This is a genomic window from Rhizobium sp. PRIMUS64, from assembly GCF_023006465.1.
GTDB classification, from domain to species: Bacteria; Pseudomonadota; Alphaproteobacteria; order Rhizobiales; family Rhizobiaceae; genus Rhizobium; species Rhizobium leguminosarum.
Genome location: NZ_JALBGX010000044.1, coordinates 19,757 through 36,911, shown reverse-complemented (window position 1 = coordinate 36,911; position 17,155 = coordinate 19,757). Strand labels below are relative to the sequence as shown.

Below are 17,155 nucleotides of genomic sequence, written 5' to 3'. Positions count from 1 at the left end.
GGTGCGGGTTCCGGGTCTGGAATGCGCGACAGAGAATTTGGGCGACATCAGATGTCGGCAGGACGAAAGATCCGGCTTGGCAATGAGAGTGTTGCAAAAATAGGTTTGTTTGCCGTCATCAGGCAAACGGGAAACAGGACTGAGCGACGATGGCAAAACTGAAGATTGACGGCAACGAGATCGAAGTTCCGGATCATTTCACGCTATTGCAGGCGTGTGAGGATGCCGGTGCCGAGGTTCCGCGCTTCTGCTTCCACGAGCGCCTGTCGGTTGCCGGCAATTGCCGCATGTGCCTCGTCGAGGTAAAGGGCGGACCGCCGAAGCCGCAGGCTTCCTGCGCCATGAGCGTGCGCGATATCCGCGGCGGCCCTAACGGCGAACTGCCTGAGGTCTTCACCAACACGCCGATGGTCAAGAAGGCCCGCGAAGGCGTGATGGAATTCCTGCTGATCAACCATCCGCTGGATTGCCCGATCTGCGACCAGGGCGGCGAATGCGACCTGCAGGACCAGGCGATGGCCTTTGGTATCGACACCTCGCGCTATCAGGAAGACAAGCGCGCCGTCGAAGACAAGTATATCGGCCCGCTCGTCAAGACGGTGATGAACCGCTGCATCCACTGCACGCGCTGCGTCCGCTTCACGACCGAGGTCGCCGGCATTTCGGAACTCGGCCTGATCGGCCGCGGCGAGGATGCCGAGATCACCACCTATCTCGAACAGGCGATGACCTCCGAGCTGCAGGGCAACGTCGTCGACCTTTGCCCGGTCGGCGCGCTTACCTCGAAGCCCTTCGCGTTTACCGCGCGCCCGTGGGAATTGAACAAGACCGAATCGATCGACGTCATGGATGCCGTCGGTTCGGCGATCCGCGTCGATACCCGCGGCCGCGAAGTCATGCGCATCCTGCCGCGCGTCAATGAGACGATCAACGAAGAGTGGATCTCCGACAAGAGCCGCTTCATCTGGGACGGCCTGAAGACCCAGCGCCTCGATCGGCCTTATGTTCGCCGCGACGGCCGCCTGCAGCCCGCTACCTGGGCCGAAGCCTTCGGCGCCATCAAGGCCGCGGTCGGCGCGACCTCGGGCGACAAGATCGGCGCTATCGCCGGCGATCTCGCTTCCGTCGAGGAGATGTATGCGCTCTCCGAACTGGTGAAGTCGCTGGGGTCAGCCAATCTCGACTGTCGCCAGGATGGGGCGGCACTCGATCCGTCGCTCGGCCGTGCAAGCTACCTGTTCAACCCGACCATATCGGGCATCGACCAGGCCGATGCGCTGCTGATCATCGGCGCCAATCCGCGCTTCGAGGCCGCCATCCTCAACGCCCGCATCCGCAAGCGCTGGCGCCGCGGCAAGTTCCCGATCGGCGTGATCGGCGAGCCGGGCGAACTGCGCTACAGCTATGATTACCTCGGCGGCGGTCCCGACACGCTGAAGGATCTGGTCGACGGCACCCACGCCTTCGCCGACGTGCTGAAGAACGCCGCCAAGCCGATGATCATCATCGGCCAGGGCGCGCTGTCGCGCACCGATGGCGCCGGCGTTCTCGCCAGTGCTGCCAAGCTCGCCGGTTCGGTCGGCGCGGTCGTCGAAGGCTGGAACGGCTTTGCCGTCCTCCATACCGCTGCCTCGCGTGTCGGCGGCCTCGATCTCGGCTTCGTGCCGGGCACCAAGGGCGTCAACGCTGCCGAGATGCTGACGGCGATGGACGTGCTCTTCCTGCTCGGTGCCGACGAACTCGACTTCACCGCCAAGAAGGCCAAGCTCACCGTCTATATCGGCTCGCATGGCGACAACGGCGCACACCATGCCGACGTCATCCTGCCGGCGGCAGCCTATACCGAAAAGTCCGGCACCTGGGTCAACACCGAAGGCCGCGTCCAGATGGGCAATCGCGCAGGTTTTGCGCCGGGTGACGCCCGCGAGGACTGGGCGATCATCCGTGCCCTTTCCGACGTGCTCGGCAAGAAGCTTCCCTTCGATTCGCTCAGCGAATTGCGTGTCCGCCTCTATGCCGCTTTCCCGCATTTCGCCGCCATCGACGAGATCGCCGAAACCGATAGCGCCCAAATTGCCGCAGTTGCGAAAAAAGCCGGCAAGATGAACAAATCCGGGTTTGCGTCGCCGGTGAAAGACTTCTATTTGACGAACCCGATAGCGCGTGCCTCGGCTGTCATGGCGGAGTGCTCGGCATTGGCCCGCAACAACTTCAAAGTCGCGGCAGAGTAAGGGCAGGGGACTATGGATTCTTTCTTTTCGACCTATGTCTGGCCGGCGATCATCATGATTGGTCAGTCGCTGCTGCTTCTCGTCTGCCTGCTCGTCTTCATCGCCTACGTGCTGCTCGCCGACCGCAAGATCTGGGCGGCCGTGCAGCTGCGCCGCGGGCCGAACGTCGTCGGTCCCTTCGGCCTGTTTCAGTCCTTCGCCGACCTTTTGAAGTTCGTCTTCAAGGAGCCGATCATTCCGGCCGGCGCCAACAAGGCGGTGTTCCTGCTTGCCCCGCTGGTGACGGTGCTTCTGGCGCTATCCACCTGGGCGGTGGTGCCGCTGGCCGACGGATGGGTGATCGCCAACATCAATGTCGGCATCCTCTATATTTTCGCGATCTCCTCGCTCGAGGTTTACGGCATCATCATGGGCGGCTGGGCTTCGAACTCGAAGTATCCGTTCCTCGGTGCGCTGCGCTCGGCGGCCCAGATGGTGTCCTATGAAGTCTCGATCGGCTTTGTCATCGTCACCGTGCTTCTCTGCGTCGGCTCGCTGAATCTGACCGATATCGTCAATGCGCAGCATACCGGCCTCGGCACCATGCTCGGCCTGCCGGCGTCGTTCCTCGACTGGCACTGGCTGTCGCTGTTCCCGATGTTCATCATCTTCTTCATTTCGGCACTCGCCGAGACGAACCGTCCGCCCTTCGACCTTCCGGAAGCTGAATCGGAACTCGTTGCCGGCTTCATGGTCGAATACGGCTCCTCGCCCTACATGATGTTCATGCTCGGCGAATATGCGGCCGTCTGCCTGATGTGCGCGCTGACGACGATCCTCTTCCTCGGCGGCTGGCTGCCCCCGGTCGATATCTGGATCCTCAACTGGGTCCCAGGAATCATCTGGTTCACGCTGAAGGCCTGCCTGGTGTTCTTCATGTTCGCGATGGTCAAGGCCTTCGTTCCGCGCTACCGCTACGACCAGCTCATGCGCCTCGGCTGGAAGGTCTTCCTGCCGCTGTCGCTCGCCATGGTCGTCATCGTTGCATTCGTGCTGAAACTGACGGGTTGGGCATGATCATGCCCGCTCTTGTTTCCGGCAAAATTGGAGGTTGAAGATGGCTAGCTTGTCCGGCTCCATCAGCTCGCTGTTTCTCAAGGAATTCGTCGGCGCGTTCTTTCTGTCGATGCGCTATTTCTTCCGCCAGAAGGCGACGATCAACTATCCCTTCGAAAAAGGCCCGGTCTCCCCGCGTTTCCGCGGCGAGCATGCGCTGCGCCGTTATCCGAACGGCGAGGAACGCTGCATCGCCTGCAAGCTCTGCGAGGCGATCTGTCCTGCCCAGGCGATCACCATCGAGGCGGGTCCCCGCCGCAATGACGGCACGCGCCGTACGGTGCGCTACGACATCGACATGGTGAAGTGCATCTATTGCGGCTTCTGCCAGGAAGCTTGCCCGGTCGACGCGATCGTCGAAGGCCCGAATTTCGAATTTGCGACGGAAACCCGCGAAGAGCTCTATTTCGACAAGGCGCGGCTTCTGGACAACGGAGACCGGTGGGAGCGCGAAATCGCCCGCAACATCGCGATCGACTCGCCGTACCGCTGATCGAGTTTTTGAAATGCCGTAATGGAGCTTGAGCGCTTCGGTCGCGGTCAATATGCACAGGAGTTTTGCCGGTCAGCCGCGCAAAGTTCTATCGGGCAGAAAAACTCCCGGCTGCCCGGGGGAAGATGAAAAAGGCACCAACATGGGTCTGCAGGCTCTATTTTTCTATCTTTTCGCCTTTGTCGCGGTGGCGTCGGCGTTCATGGTCATCTGGGCGAAGAACCCGGTTCACTCGGTTCTGTTCCTGATCCTGGTGTTCTTCAATGCGGCCGGCCTCTTCCTGCTGCTCGGTGCCGAATTCCTGGCGATGATCCTGCTTGTCGTCTATGTCGGCGCCGTCGCCGTGCTCTTCCTCTTCGTGGTGATGATGCTCGATATCGACTTCACCGAACTGAGGGCCGGCGTTCTCGAATATGCGCCGATCGGCGGGCTGATCGGGGTGATCCTCGCAGCCGAACTGATCGTCGTCATCGGTGGCAGTGTCATCTCGCCTGAGATCGCCAAATCAGTCGCCATGCCGATCCCGGCGCTGAGCGAGCGCACCAATACCGCCGCTCTCGGCGACGTGCTCTACACCAACTACGTCTATTTCTTCCAGATCGCCGGTCTGGTGCTGCTGGTCGCCATGATCGGCGCGATCGTGCTGACGTTGAGACATCGCACCAACATCAAGCGGCAGAATATTCCCAGGCAGGTTGCCCGCACGCCGGCCACCGCCGTCGAGGTGGTTTCGGTCAAGCCCGGGCAGGGCGTCTAAAGGCAGGTCAAGGAACAAAGAACATGGTCATCGGACTTTCCCACTACCTGACGGTCAGCGCCATCCTCTTCACGCTTGGCGTCTTCGGCATCTTCCTGAACCGGAAGAACGTCATCGTCATCCTGATGTCGATCGAACTGATCCTGCTCGCCGTCAACATCAACATGGTCGCCTTCTCCTCCTTCCTGAACGACATCGTCGGGCAGGTCTTCGCGCTGTTCATCCTGACGGTCGCGGCTGCCGAAGCGGCGATCGGTCTTGCAATTCTCGTTGTCTTCTACCGCAACCGCGGCTCGATCGCGGTCGAAGACGTCAATATGATGAAGGGCTGAGTGGCTCATGTTCCTCTATAAGGCTATCGTCTTTCTTCCCTTGATCGGTGCAATCGTCGCCGGCCTTTTTGGCCGCTCGATCGGCGCCAAGGCTTCGGAATATGTCACCAGCGGCCTGATGATCATCGCCGCCATCCTGTCCTGGGTCGTCTTCTTCACCGTCGGCATGGGCCATGCCGAAGGTGGCCCGATCAAGGTCGAGGTGCTGCGCTGGATCCAGTCCGGCGGCATCGACGTCTCCTGGTCGCTGCGCGTGGATACGCTGACCTCCGTCATGCTGATCGTCGTCAACACGGTCTCGACGCTGGTGCATGTCTATTCGATCGGCTACATGCATACCGATCCGCATCGCCCGCGCTTCTTCGCCTATCTCTCGCTCTTCACCTTCGCCATGCTGATGCTGGTGACCGCTGACAACCTTGCCCAGATGTTCTTCGGCTGGGAAGGCGTCGGTCTCGCCTCCTATCTGCTGATCGGCTTCTGGTTCAAGAAGCCGTCGGCGACGGCTGCGGCAATGAAGGCCTTCATCGTCAACCGCGTCGGCGACTTCGGCTTCGTGCTCGGCATTGCCGGCGTCTTCGTGCTGTTCGGCTCGATCAACCTCGACACGATCTTCGCCAATGCCTCGAACTTCGCCCCGCATGAAGGCGGCGAAGCGGGCGAGGTGTTCCTCAATCTCTTCGGCATGCAGCTCGATAAGGCGCATGCGCTGACCGGCATCTGCCTGCTGCTCTTCATGGGCGCGATGGGCAAGTCGGCGCAGTTCCTGCTGCACACCTGGCTGCCGGACGCCATGGAAGGCCCGACCCCGGTCTCGGCTCTGATCCATGCCGCCACCATGGTCACCGCCGGCGTCTTCCTCGTCGCCCGCATGTCGCCGCTCTTCGAACTGTCGCCGGATGCGCTGGTTGTCGTCACCGTGATCGGCGCCATCACCGCCTTCTTCGCGGCAACAGTCGCTCTCGTGCAGAACGACATCAAGCGTGTCATCGCCTATTCCACCTGCTCGCAGCTCGGCTACATGTTCGTGGCACTCGGAGCCGGGGCTTATGGCGCAGCGATCTTCCATCTCTTCACGCACGCTTTTTTCAAGGCGCTGCTCTTCCTCTGCGCCGGCTCGGTCATCCATGCCGTCGATGGCGAGCAGGACATGCGCTACATGGGCGGCCTGTGGCCGCATATTAAAGTTACTGCCGTGCTGATGATCATCGGCACGCTGGCGATCACCGGTTTTGGCATTCCCTTCACGCCGATCGGTTTTGCCGGCTTCTTCTCCAAGGACGTGATCATCGAGGCGACCTATGCATCGCATTCGCCGGTCTCGGGCTTTGCCTTCTCGCTGCTGGTCATTGCGGCTCTGTTCACCAGCTTCTATTCCTGGCGCCTGATCTTCATGACCTTCTTCGGCAAGCCACGCGCCTCGCACGAGGTGATGCACCACGTCCACGAGTCGCCGCAGGTCATGCTGGTGCCGCTCTATCTCCTCGCGATCGGCGCTGTGCTTGCTGGCGTGATCTTCGAAGGTCGCTTCTACGGCGAGGAATATGCCGAGTTCTGGAAGGGTGCGCTCTTCACCGGCGCCGAGAACGAACTTGTCGAAGAGTTCCACCATGTTCCGGCGCTCGTGGGCTTGAGCCCGTTCATCGCTATGATCCTCGGCTTTGTCACCGCCTGGTACATGTATATCCGCTCGCCGCAGACGCCGCGCATCCTGGCGCAGCAGCACCGCGTGCTCTACCAGTTCCTGTTGAACAAGTGGTATTTCGACGAGCTCTATGACTTCCTCTTCGTCCGCTCCGCCAAGGCACTCGGCCGCTTCCTGTGGAAGAAAGGTGATGTCGGCGTCATCGACACCTACGGCCCGAACGGCGTCGCCGCCCGCGTCGTCGCCGTCACCGATCGCGTGGTTCGCCTGCAGACCGGTTACCTCTATCACTACGCCTTCGCCATGCTGATCGGCATTGCGGCGCTCGTTACCTGGATGATGCTCGGGAGTTCCTTCTGATGACCGATTGGCCTATTCTTTCAACGGTCACCTTCCTGCCGCTCGTCGGCGTGGTGCTCCTGCTATTGATGAACGGCGAGAGCGAAACCGGCCGGAAGAACGTGCTGTGGATCTCGCTGATCACCACCGTCTTCACTTTCGTCGTCTCGCTTTTCATCTGGACCGGCTTCGACAATGCCAATCCGGGCTTCCAGATGCTCGAAAAGCATGACTGGCTCGGCACCGGCATCGGCTACCACGTCGGCGTCGACGGCATCTCGATGCTGTTTGTCATCCTGTCGACCTTCCTCATGCCCTTCTGCGTGCTGGCGAGCTGGCTCTCGATCGAGAAGCGCCTGAAGGAATATATGATCGCCTTCCTCATCCTCGAAACGATGATGATCGGCGTCTTCGTCTCGCTTGATATCGTGCTCTTCTACGTCTTCTTCGAGGCGGGCCTCATTCCGATGTTCCTGATCATCGGCGTCTGGGGCGGCAAGGACCGCGTCTATGCGAGCTACAAGTTCTTCCTCTATACGCTGCTCGGCTCGGTGCTGATGCTGCTCGCCATCATGGCGATGTACTGGCAGGCCGGCACGACCGATATCACCGCGCTGCTCGCCTACAAGTTCCCGCCGGCGCTGCAGACCTGGTTATGGCTTGCCTTCTTCGCCTCCTTCGCGGTGAAGATGCCGATGTGGCCGGTCCATACCTGGCTTCCGGATGCCCACGTTCAGGCGCCGACGGCAGGTTCGGTGATCCTGGCCGGCGTTCTGCTGAAGCTCGGCGGCTACGGTCTCATCCGCTTCTCGCTCGGCATGTTCCCGGTGGCGTCCGATTATTTCGCGCCGCTTGTCTTCGCCATGTCCGTTATCGCCATCATCTATACCTCTCTGGTGGCGATGATGCAGGATGATATCAAGAAGCTCATCGCCTATTCCTCCGTGGCGCACATGGGCTACGTGACCATGGGCATCTTTGCCGCCAACATGCAGGGCGTCCAGGGCTCGATCTTCCAGATGCTCTCGCACGGCATCGTCTCCGGCGCGCTCTTCCTCTGCGTCGGCGTCGTCTACGACCGTACCCACACCCGCGAGATCAACGCCTATGGCGGCCTCGTCAACAATATGCCGAAATATGCCGTGGCGATGATGGTCTTCACCATGGCAAATGTCGGGCTTCCCGGCACGTCGGGCTTCATCGGCGAATTCCTGACGCTGATCGGCGTCTTCCGTGTCAATACCTGGGTGGCGCTCTTTGCCGCAACCGGCGTCATCCTCTCGGCCGCCTACGCGCTCTGGCTTTATCGCCGGGTGATCTTCGGCGCGCTGGAGAAGGAGAAGCTGAAGGCGCTGCTCGATCTTTCCAGACGCGAACAGTTGATCCTCTACCCGCTGGTCGCGCTGACCATCTTCTTCGGCGTTTATCCGGCTCCGGTCTTCGATGCGACGGCCGCCTCGGTGGATCTGCTGGTCAACAACTACACGGCCGCCGTGCACGCAGCGCAGAATGTTGCGCTGTCTATGAAATGATGACGGGACTTATTGGACATGACCGCTGAAACAATTCTCCTCAGTCTGCATCTTTCCGCGCCGGAGCTCATCCTCGCGGTCGGCGCCCTTGTCCTGTTGATGGTCGGCGTCTTCTCAGGCGAGCGGTCGGGCCTTGTCGTCACCGGCCTCGCCATCGTCCTGCTCCTGGCCTCCGGCCTGTGGCTGCTCTTCGTGCCGGCAGAAGGCCTTGCCTATGGCGGCGTCTACATGGCCGACGGCTTCTCGCGCTTCATGAAGCTGGTGGCGCTCATCGGTTCGCTGGTTGCCATGTTCATGTCGATCGGCCACGCCCGCGAAAATCAGCTCGACAAGTTCGAGTTCCCGGTTCTCCTGGTGCTTGCGACCCTCGGCATCCTGCTGATGATCTCGGCCAACGACCTGATCTCGCTCTATCTCGCGCTGGAACTGCAGTCGCTGGCGCTTTATGTCGTCGCCGCGATCAACCGTGACAGCCTGAAGTCGACCGAAGCCGGCCTGAAATATTTCGTCCTCGGCGCGCTTTCCTCCGGCATGCTGCTCTACGGCATGTCGCTGATCTATGGCTTCACCGGCCACACCCACTTCTCCGAGATCGCCCAGGCGCTGTCCGTCGAGGGTGCGCGCTCGCTCGGCCTCATCTTCGGCCTGGTCTTCATCCTCGCCGGCATCGCCTTCAAGATCTCGGCCGTTCCCTTCCACATGTGGACGCCGGACGTTTATGAAGGCGCGCCGACGCCGGTCACCGCCTTCCTTGCCGCAGCACCCAAGGTCGCCGCCATGGCGATGATGACCCGCATCGTCATCACCGCCTTCCACCCGGTTCTGGCGGACTGGCAGCAGGTCGTCGTCTTCATCTCGATCGCCTCGATGCTGCTCGGCTCGTTTGCCGCGATCGGCCAGAAGAACATCAAGCGGCTGATGGCCTATTCCTCGATCGGTCATATGGGTTATGCGCTGGTCGGCCTTGCCGCCGGCAACCAGACCGGCGTCACCGGCGTTATGCTTTATATGGTCATCTACATGGTCATGACGCTCGGCAGCTTTGCGATCATCATGTCGATGCGCCGCAAGGACGGCACCGTCGTCGAGGAGGTCAACGATCTCGCCGGCCTCTCCACAACGAACCCGTTCATGGCCGTGGTGCTGACGGCGCTGATGTTCTCGCTCGCCGGCATCCCGCCGCTCGCCGGCTTCTTCGCGAAGTACTTCGTCTTCGTTGCCGCCATCGAGGCCAAGCTCTATGCGCTCGCCATCATCGGCGTTCTCGCCTCGGTCGTCGGCGCTTACTACTATCTGCGTGTCATCAAGCTGATGTGGTTCGATGAGGCGACCGGCGAATTCGCCCGTGTCTCCGGAACGCTGCGTCTGGTCTTCGGTCTCTCCGGTCTCTTCGTCACCGCCTATGTCCTCATCGGCGGCCCGATCGGTGGCGCGGCAGAGCTTGCCGCTGCGACGCTCTTTTGATGGCTTCCGACAGACGGCGCCGGATATCGCTCGGCGATTTCAGGCACGAGGCTCTGTCGGAAACATCGTCTACCAACAGCGAATGCCTCGCCCGGGCTCGGGCGGGCGATGGCGGTAATCTCTGGGTGACCGCCGAGAGGCAGACGGGCGGCCGCGGCCGCCGCGGCAGGCTCTGGGTTTCCGAACGCGGCAATCTCTACGCTTCTCTTCTTCTGATCGACCCGGCCCCGATGGAGCGCCTGGGCTCTCTGCCGCTGGCGATCGCCGTTGCGGTGCATCAGGCGATCCGCCGGGTGCTGCCGCCGGGTGCCGAACCGCTCGAGGTCAAATGGCCGAACGATATCCTCATCGGTCGAAAGAAGACCTGCGGCATTCTCGTCGAAGGTGAGGGGCTGCCGGACGGACGTTACGCGCTGATCGTCGGCATTGGGATCAATATCTCTGTGATGCCGGACAATCCGCTTTACCCGGTCACCTGCCTGCGTCAGCAGGGAAGCGCGGCTTCGCCGGAGGAACTCTTCGCGCATCTCTTCGCCGCCACGGCGGAAGTGCTTGAAATATGGGACCAGGGCCGCGGCATCGGCGAGATCACGGCGCTCTGGCGCGCGATCGCCTGCGGCATCGGCGAAAAGATTACGGTGAATTTGCCGGACAGATCGATTTCCGGACAATTCGCGGGAATTGATGATAATGGCTTGTTGATGCTCGATACCGGCGCTGGCAGGATAATGCCCATTGCTGCCGGTGATGTGTTTTTTGGATAGCGGAACAAACGAAAATTATGGCGAAACAGGACGAACTGGTATTCCTGCCTCTGGGCGGCGTTGGCGAGATAGGCATGAATCTCGCTCTCTATGGCTATGGCCCGCCCGAGCATCGCCAGTGGATCATGGTCGATTGTGGCGTCACTTTTCCGGGGCCTGACCTGCCGGGTGTCGACCTCGTTTTGCCCGATATCCGCTTCCTCGCCAGCGAACGAAAGAACCTCAAGGCGATCATCATCACCCATGCGCATGAGGACCATTATGGTGCGCTCGCCGACCTCTGGCCCGGCCTCAACGTGCCGGTCTATGCCTCTGGCTTTACATCAGGCCTGCTCGAAGCCAAGCGAAATTTCGAGAAGGCGACGATCGGCGAAGTGCCGGTGACGCCGTTCAAGGCAGGCGATACGATCAATGTCGGCCCCTTCAGCATCGAAGGTGTGGCCGTCAACCATTCGATCCCCGAGCCGATGTCGCTGATGATCCGCACGCCGGTCGGCAATGTCATCCATACCGGCGACTGGAAGATCGACCACGAGCCTTCGCTCGGCCCCCTGACCGATGAGACACGTTTCCGCCAGCTCGGCGACGAGGGCGTGCTGGCGCTGATGTGTGATTCCACCAATGCGTTGCGCGACGGTGTTTCGCCCTCCGAGAAGGATGTGTCCGAAAGCCTGCGTAAGATCATCGAGAATGCCGAGGGCCGGGTGGCGATCACCACCTTCTCGTCGAATGTCGGGCGCATCCGTACCGTTGCCGAGGCTGCCGAGGCGGCAGGCCGTGAAGTGCTACTGCTCGGCAGTTCGCTGAAGCGCGTCGTCAACGTCGCCCAGGACATCGGCCTGATGGAAGGCGTGAAGCCCTTCATCTCCGAGGACGAATACGGCTATATCCCGCGCGACAAGGTGGTCGTCATCCTGACCGGCAGCCAGGGCGAGGCGCGGGCAGCACTTGCCAAGCTCTCCCGCGACGAGATGCGCAATGTGGCGTTTGCGGCAGGCGATATCGTCGTCTTTTCCTCGCGCGCCATTCCCGGCAACGAGAAGGCGATCCAGGACATCAAGAACGGCCTCGTCGAGCAAGGTGTGCACATCATCACCGATACCGAGGCGCTGGTCCACGTTTCAGGCCATCCGCGCCGCAACGAGTTGCAGAGGATGTACGAGTGGACGCGGCCGAAGATCGTCGTGCCGGTGCACGGCGAGGCGACGCATCTGACGGCGCACAAGGAACTTGCCGAGCAATCCGGCATCGCCGTGGTGCCGCGCGTGCGCAACGGCGATATCCTGCGGCTGGCGCCCGGTCCCGTCGAGGTGATCGGCGAGGCGCCGCATGGCCGCATTTATAAGGACGGCACGCTGATCGGCGATTTCGACGAGATGGGTATCGGCGAGCGCAAGAAGCTCTCCTATGTCGGCCATGTCGCTGTTAACGTCGTGCTCGACGCCCGCTATGACATCGTCGGCGATCCCGATCTCGTTTCGATCGGCCTGCCGGTCTATGACGACGAGGGCGAGGAGATGGAGGACACCCTCTTCGACGCCGCGATCAGCGCCATCGAGAGCATTCCGCGCGCCCGTCGCAAGGATATCGATATGCTGCAGGAGGCCGTGCGCCGCGCCATTCGCTCTGCTGCGAACCAGGCCTGGGGCAAGAAGCCCGTCGTCACCGCCTTCGTCACCAGGGTCTGACCATGCTCGGCCGGGTCAACCATATCGCCATCGCAGTGCCCGACCTGGCCGCGGCGACGGCGGCCTATCGCGATAGGCTGGGTGCTGCCGTGTCGCAGCCGCAGGCTCTGCCGGAGCATGGCGTCACCGTCGTTTTCGTCGAATTGCCGAACACCAAGGTAGAATTGCTGCAGCCGCTCGGCGATACTTCGCCGATCGCAGCCTTCCTCGAAAAGAACCCATCCGGCGGCATGCACCACATCTGCTACGAGGTGGACGATATTCTTCTCGCCCGTGACCGACTGGTAGAGGCGGGCGCCAGGGTGCTCGGCGACGGCCAGCCGAAAACCGGCGCGCATGGCAAGCCGGTGCTCTTTCTGCATCCCAAGGATTTCTTCGGCACGCTGATCGAACTCGAACAGGCCTGAGCTTGCGGCAGAGTGAAAGCCCTGCTGCGGCAGAGTGACCAGAAGGCGGTTAAACGCTTCGCCTGCTTTGAGTTGGTCGCCATTCCGCCGTATAAGGACGCGATATCAGCGCGGCATCAACGGGAACCATAATGCTCCAGATCTTTCTTCAGGGATTTGCCGTCTACTTCATCATCTGGTGGATGACGCTTTTTGCCGTCCTGCCGATCGGCCTGCGCACCCAGGCGGACGACAACGACGTCGTGCTCGGCACCGTTCCGAGCGCGCCCACCCGGTTTCGCGCTGCTTTCGTGTTTTCGCTGACGACGCTGATTTCGGCTCTGATCTACGGCCTATGGTATGTCTGCGACACCTATTTCGGCTGGGGCTTCGATGCCCTGCCGCAACTCGGCCCCAGCTTCTATTGAGCCGTGGCTTTTGCTCAAACTTTGAGCAGATGCAAGCTTAATGAAAGCGAACTTCGTCATACCAGCGTCATGCTGTTGCGGCAAAGAGCTCGCGTAACGGAATGAGGATCATCCCGTTACGGAAGTCGGCGGGACTTTTGGATGGGGCGAGGCCGAAATGCCAAAAAAAAACAAGGCTAAAAGCCTTGTTTTAAGTATCGCGTGATCTGTAACCGTTGCCGGGGCTGCGACGAGCGCGCCTAAGATCTGATCCTCCCAAGACTTGACCGCGAATTCGGCAAGAATTTAACTCCCTGCCTGTTTTGTGAGCTAAAACTAGCTCAAACATTGGGCTTTGTCATCAGCTTTTTTTGCATTTTTGCTACACTCTAGCAAAATTTTTCTGTTGACAAGATTTTCGTTCAAGTCCTTATAAACACGCGCTTTTTCACGCCCTTCCATTTTGCGGGTGCGAACATGCGCTTCCGGGAGGTTGCCGACATCCGTTGCGGGTTTCCTTCCTGCCGCGAAGCGGCTATGAACGCTCCCACATCAACACTTGCCTTCGATTCCGCCTGCCGCGGGATCTCAACTGCTCCGGAATCCGCCATGCGTCTGTCCCGTTATTTCATGCCCATCCTCAAGGAAAATCCCAAGGAGGCGGAAATCGTCTCGCACCGGCTGATGCTGCGCGCCGGCATGATCCGCCAGCAGTCACAGGGCATCTATTCCTGGTTGCCGCTGGGCAAACGCGTGTTGGACAAGGTCAACGCCATTATCCGCGAGGAGCAGAACCGTGCCGGCGCCATCGAGCTTTCGATGCCGACCCTGCAATCGGCCGAGCTCTGGCAGGAAAGCGGCCGCTATGACGCCTACGGCAAGGAGATGCTACGCATCAAGGACCGTCAGGATCGGCCGATGCTCTACGGCCCCACCAACGAAGAGATGGTGACGGATATTTTCCGCTCCTCCATCAAGTCCTACAAGGACCTGCCGCTTAATCTCTATCATATCCAGCTGAAGTTCCGTGACGAGATCCGTCCGCGCTTCGGCACCATGCGCTCGCGCGAATTCATGATGAAGGATGCCTATTCATTCGATCTGACGCGCGAAGGGGCGGAGCATTCCTATAACAAGATGTTCGCCGCCTATCTCAGAACCTTCGACCGGCTCGGCCTGCGCGCCATACCGATGCGCGCCGACACCGGCCCGATCGGCGGCAAGCTCAGCCATGAATTCATCATCCTCGCCGACACGGGCGAATCCGAGGTCTTCTGCCATAAGGATTTCGTCGATTTCGATATTCCTGGTGAACATACCGATTTCGACAGTGTCGAGGGTTTGCAGGCGATCTTCGACAAGTGGACCTCGCTCTATGCGGCGACCTCGGAAATGCACGACGAGGCGGCCTTCAACGCCGTTCCCGAAGGCGACCGCCTGTCGGCACGCGGCATCGAGGTCGGCCATATCTTCTACTTCGGCACGAAATATTCCGAGCCGATGGGCGCGAAAGTGCAGGGACCTGATGGCAAGGAACACTTCGTTCACATGGGTTCCTACGGCATCGGCCCGACACGCCTTGTTCCCGCCATCATCGAAGCATCGCATGATGATAACGGAATCATCTGGCCGGCATCGGTCGCGCCCTTCGATATCGTTGTGATCAACATGAAGGCGGGCGATCAGGCCTGCGACGATACCTGCGAGCTGATCTATGCCGCGCTGACCAAGGCCGGCAAGGATGTGCTCTACGACGATACCGACGACCGGGCCGGCACCAAATTCGCGACCGCCGACTTGATCGGTGTGCCTGTCCAGATCATCGCCGGCCCGCGCGCGGTCGCAAACGGCGAAGTTGAGGTGAAAGACCGCAAGACCGGCGCCCGCGAAACGATGACCATCGAAGCGGCGATCAATCGGTTTGTGGCTTAGGAAACGGAGGCGAAATGGCAGAGGCAGCAGTGGACCGGAGTTCAAAATCCGGCTTGGGTCCGGCTGGCAAGCCATTTTCCACCTTTGAACGCCTCGTGGCGTGGCGTTATCTGCGCGCCCGCCGCAAGGAGGCCTTCATTTCAGTCATCGCCGGCTTCTCCTTCGTCGGCATCATGCTGGGTGTTGCGACGCTGATCATCGTCATGGCCGTGATGAACGGCTTCCGCACCGAACTCGTCTCGCGTATTCTCGGCATCAACGGCCACATGATCGTCCAGCCGGTCGACGGCCCCTTCACCGATTATCCTGTCCTCAGCGGCAAGCTCGCCGCCGTACCCGGCATCAAGATGGCGCTACCCCTGGTGGAAGGCCAGGTGCTCGCCTCCGCCCAGGCCGGCGGCAGCACCGGTGCGCTGGTGCGTGGCGCGCGCGCCGAGGACCTGACCAAGCTCAAGACGATCTCCGACAACATCAAATCAGGCGACATGGTGGGTTATGCCTCCGGCGAAGGCGTGCTGATCGGCACCCGCATGGCCGACCAGCTCGGTCTGCGCGTCGGCGACCTCATCACGCTGACCTCGCCGGAAGGCGACATCACGCCGATGGGCGTCAATCCGCGCATCAAGTCCTACAAGATCTCCGGGCTCTTCGAGATCGGCATGTCGGAATATGACTCCTCGATCATCTTCATGCCGCTCGAGGAAGCGCAGCTCTTTTTCAATGCCGAGGGACTGGTGCAGTCGATCGAGCTCTTCGTCGACAACCCCGACGATATCGACAATCTAAGGCCCAAGGTGGAGGAGGCGGCCGGCCGCCAGATCGCCATCACCGACTGGCGCCAGCGCAACCAGACCTTCTTCTCGGCGCTGCAGGTCGAGCGCAACGTCATGTTCATGATCCTGACGCTGATCGTGCTCGTGGCGGCTCTGAACATCATCTCCGGCCTCATCATGCTGGTGAAGGACAAGGGCAGCGATATCGCCATCCTGCGCACCATGGGCGCCAGCGCCGGTGCGATCATGCGCATCTTCTTCATGACCGGGGCGGCGATCGGCATTGTCGGTACCATTGCCGGCGTTCTGCTCGGCGTCCTCGTCTGCGTCAACATCGAATCCATCCGCCAGTTCTTCTCCTGGATTTCAGGCACCGTGCTCTTCAATCCGCAGGTCTATTTCCTCAGCCAACTGCCGGCCGAGATGGATCTCAGCGAAACGATCTCGATCGTCGTCATGGCGCTGACGCTCTCCTTCATCGCGACCATTTTCCCGGCCTGGCGTGCCTCCAGGCTCGATCCGGTGCAGGCCCTGCGCTACGAATAAGGAATGCCGCCTTCATGAATCGCAACGTCGTTCTCAAGCTTACCGGCGTCGAGCGCCAATACGGGCAGGGCCATACGCTGCTCCCGATCCTGAAGGGCGCGGATTTTTCGATGTCGAAGGGCGAGATCGTCGCTCTTGTCGCGCCCTCCGGCACCGGCAAATCGACGCTGCTGCATATCGCCGGCCTGCTGGAGCATCCGGACGGCGGTGAAGTCAACATCAACGGCCATGCCTGTGACGGCCTGAGCGACGAGAAACGCACTGCGATCCGCCGCAGTGAAATCGGCTTCGTCTACCAGTTCCATCACCTGCTGCCGGAATTCTCGGCGCTTGAAAATATCATGATGCCGCAACTGATCGCCGGGCTGTCCTGGAAGGAAGCCGGAGAGCGGGCCGGCCAGCTTCTCGATTATATGCGCATCGGCCATCGTGGCTCGCATCGCCCGGGCGAGCTTTCCGGCGGCGAGCAGCAGCGCGTTGCGATTGCCCGTGCCGTCGCCAATGCGCCGACTCTTCTTCTTGCCGACGAGCCGACCGGCAATCTCGATCCCGAAACGGCAAGCTACGTCTTCGATGCGCTGGAAGCGTTGGTGCGTCAGTCCGGCCTTGCTGCCCTCATCGCCACCCATAATCACGAGCTCGCCCGCCGCATGGATCGCCGCGTGACGATCTCTGACGGCAAGATCGTCGATTTCTGATGCATGTCGCCCAAAAGCCTGCAGTGGTTTTGGGATAACGACATGCATAAATCAGAGACTTAATGTGCATCGC

15 protein-coding genes are annotated in these 17,155 nt (G+C 60.8%); all 15 read left to right on the top strand.

Annotated elements, in window-relative coordinates; genetic code table 11:
* Nucleotides 1-149: 149 nt before the first annotated feature.
* Nucleotides 150-2,231 (top strand): NADH-quinone oxidoreductase subunit NuoG, encoded by a 2,082-nt coding sequence (gene nuoG / locus MOV76_RS18540; RefSeq protein ID WP_047622589.1) that lies wholly within the window; start codon nt 150-152, stop codon nt 2,229-2,231.
* A gap of 12 nt (nt 2,232-2,243) precedes the next feature.
* Entirely contained in the window at nt 2,244-3,287 is a 1,044-nt protein-coding gene (gene nuoH / locus MOV76_RS18535; protein WP_018241596.1) for an NADH-quinone oxidoreductase subunit NuoH, read from the top strand.
* A gap of 40 nt (nt 3,288-3,327) precedes the next feature.
* Nucleotides 3,328-3,819, top strand: a complete 492-nt coding sequence (nuoI, locus tag MOV76_RS18530) for an NADH-quinone oxidoreductase subunit NuoI (protein WP_003547385.1) — start codon at nt 3,328-3,330, stop codon at nt 3,817-3,819.
* A gap of 142 nt (nt 3,820-3,961) precedes the next feature.
* A complete protein-coding gene (locus MOV76_RS18525; RefSeq protein WP_003547387.1) occupies nt 3,962-4,576 on the top strand; it encodes an NADH-quinone oxidoreductase subunit J in 615 nt (204 codons plus the stop codon).
* Between the two features lie 23 nt (nt 4,577-4,599).
* Nucleotides 4,600-4,908, top strand: coding sequence for an NADH-quinone oxidoreductase subunit NuoK (nuoK, locus tag MOV76_RS18520; RefSeq protein ID WP_003547388.1), 309 nt, complete (start codon nt 4,600-4,602; stop codon nt 4,906-4,908).
* A 7-nt stretch (nt 4,909-4,915) separates the two neighbouring features.
* Nucleotides 4,916-6,913, top strand: coding sequence for an NADH-quinone oxidoreductase subunit L (nuoL, locus tag MOV76_RS18515; protein ID WP_247265049.1), 1,998 nt, complete (start codon nt 4,916-4,918; stop codon nt 6,911-6,913).
* Nucleotides 6,913-8,424 (top strand): NADH-quinone oxidoreductase subunit M, encoded by a 1,512-nt coding sequence (locus MOV76_RS18510; RefSeq protein WP_018447545.1) that lies wholly within the window; start codon nt 6,913-6,915, stop codon nt 8,422-8,424. Before nuoL ends, MOV76_RS18510 begins: the two co-directional genes overlap by 1 nt.
* A gap of 18 nt (nt 8,425-8,442) precedes the next feature.
* On the top strand, nt 8,443-9,888 hold the full coding sequence (gene nuoN / locus MOV76_RS18505) for an NADH-quinone oxidoreductase subunit NuoN (RefSeq protein WP_247265048.1): 1,446 nt from the start codon (nt 8,443-8,445) through the stop codon (nt 9,886-9,888).
* Entirely contained in the window at nt 9,888-10,652 is a 765-nt protein-coding gene (locus MOV76_RS18500; RefSeq protein ID WP_018241600.1) for a biotin--[acetyl-CoA-carboxylase] ligase, read from the top strand. The genes nuoN and MOV76_RS18500 overlap by 1 nt, the downstream gene beginning before the upstream one ends.
* Before the next feature lie 17 nt (nt 10,653-10,669).
* Entirely contained in the window at nt 10,670-12,340 is a 1,671-nt protein-coding gene (locus MOV76_RS18495) for a ribonuclease J (protein WP_018241601.1), read from the top strand.
* A gap of 2 nt (nt 12,341-12,342) precedes the next feature.
* Nucleotides 12,343-12,747, top strand: a complete 405-nt coding sequence (gene mce / locus MOV76_RS18490) for a methylmalonyl-CoA epimerase (RefSeq protein WP_018447548.1) — start codon at nt 12,343-12,345, stop codon at nt 12,745-12,747.
* Between the two features lie 131 nt (nt 12,748-12,878).
* Nucleotides 12,879-13,154: a DUF1467 family protein gene (locus MOV76_RS18485; protein WP_018241603.1), complete on the top strand. Its 276-nt coding sequence runs from the start codon at nt 12,879-12,881 to the stop codon at nt 13,152-13,154.
* Between the two features lie 588 nt (nt 13,155-13,742).
* Nucleotides 13,743-15,065, top strand: a complete 1,323-nt coding sequence (gene proS, locus MOV76_RS18480; protein WP_018241605.1) for a proline--tRNA ligase — start codon at nt 13,743-13,745, stop codon at nt 15,063-15,065.
* 14 nt (nt 15,066-15,079) lie between these two features.
* Nucleotides 15,080-16,384 (top strand): lipoprotein-releasing ABC transporter permease subunit, encoded by a 1,305-nt coding sequence (locus tag MOV76_RS18475; protein ID WP_018241606.1) that lies wholly within the window; start codon nt 15,080-15,082, stop codon nt 16,382-16,384.
* Between the two features lie 14 nt (nt 16,385-16,398).
* A complete protein-coding gene (locus MOV76_RS18470; RefSeq protein WP_018241607.1) occupies nt 16,399-17,082 on the top strand; it encodes an ABC transporter ATP-binding protein in 684 nt (227 codons plus the stop codon).
* Nucleotides 17,083-17,155 lie beyond the last annotated feature (73 nt).

Excerpts from the sequence above, each read along its gene's own strand:
- nuoI (WP_003547385.1), top strand. The coding sequence starts at position 3,328 with ATGGCTAGCTTGTCCGGCTCCATCAGCTCGCTGTTTCTCAAGGAATTC.
- MOV76_RS18500 (WP_018241600.1), top strand. The coding sequence starts at position 9,888 with ATGGCTTCCGACAGACGGCGCCGGATATCGCTCGGCGATTTCAGGCAC.
- nuoG (WP_047622589.1), top strand. The coding sequence starts at position 150 with ATGGCAAAACTGAAGATTGACGGCAACGAGATCGAAGTTCCGGATCAT.
- MOV76_RS18475 (WP_018241606.1), top strand. The coding sequence starts at position 15,080 with ATGGCAGAGGCAGCAGTGGACCGGAGTTCAAAATCCGGCTTGGGTCCG.
- nuoL (WP_247265049.1), top strand. The coding sequence starts at position 4,916 with ATGTTCCTCTATAAGGCTATCGTCTTTCTTCCCTTGATCGGTGCAATC.
- MOV76_RS18495 (WP_018241601.1), top strand. The coding sequence starts at position 10,670 with ATGGCGAAACAGGACGAACTGGTATTCCTGCCTCTGGGCGGCGTTGGC.
- MOV76_RS18485 (WP_018241603.1), top strand. The coding sequence starts at position 12,879 with ATGCTCCAGATCTTTCTTCAGGGATTTGCCGTCTACTTCATCATCTGG.
- nuoK (WP_003547388.1), top strand. The coding sequence starts at position 4,600 with ATGGTCATCGGACTTTCCCACTACCTGACGGTCAGCGCCATCCTCTTC.
- proS (WP_018241605.1), top strand. The coding sequence starts at position 13,743 with ATGCGTCTGTCCCGTTATTTCATGCCCATCCTCAAGGAAAATCCCAAG.
- MOV76_RS18525 (WP_003547387.1), top strand. The coding sequence starts at position 3,962 with ATGGGTCTGCAGGCTCTATTTTTCTATCTTTTCGCCTTTGTCGCGGTG.
- nuoN (WP_247265048.1), top strand. The coding sequence starts at position 8,443 with ATGACCGCTGAAACAATTCTCCTCAGTCTGCATCTTTCCGCGCCGGAG.
- mce (WP_018447548.1), top strand. The coding sequence starts at position 12,343 with ATGCTCGGCCGGGTCAACCATATCGCCATCGCAGTGCCCGACCTGGCC.
- MOV76_RS18510 (WP_018447545.1), top strand. The coding sequence starts at position 6,913 with ATGACCGATTGGCCTATTCTTTCAACGGTCACCTTCCTGCCGCTCGTC.
- nuoH (WP_018241596.1), top strand. The coding sequence starts at position 2,244 with ATGGATTCTTTCTTTTCGACCTATGTCTGGCCGGCGATCATCATGATT.
- MOV76_RS18470 (WP_018241607.1), top strand. The coding sequence starts at position 16,399 with ATGAATCGCAACGTCGTTCTCAAGCTTACCGGCGTCGAGCGCCAATAC.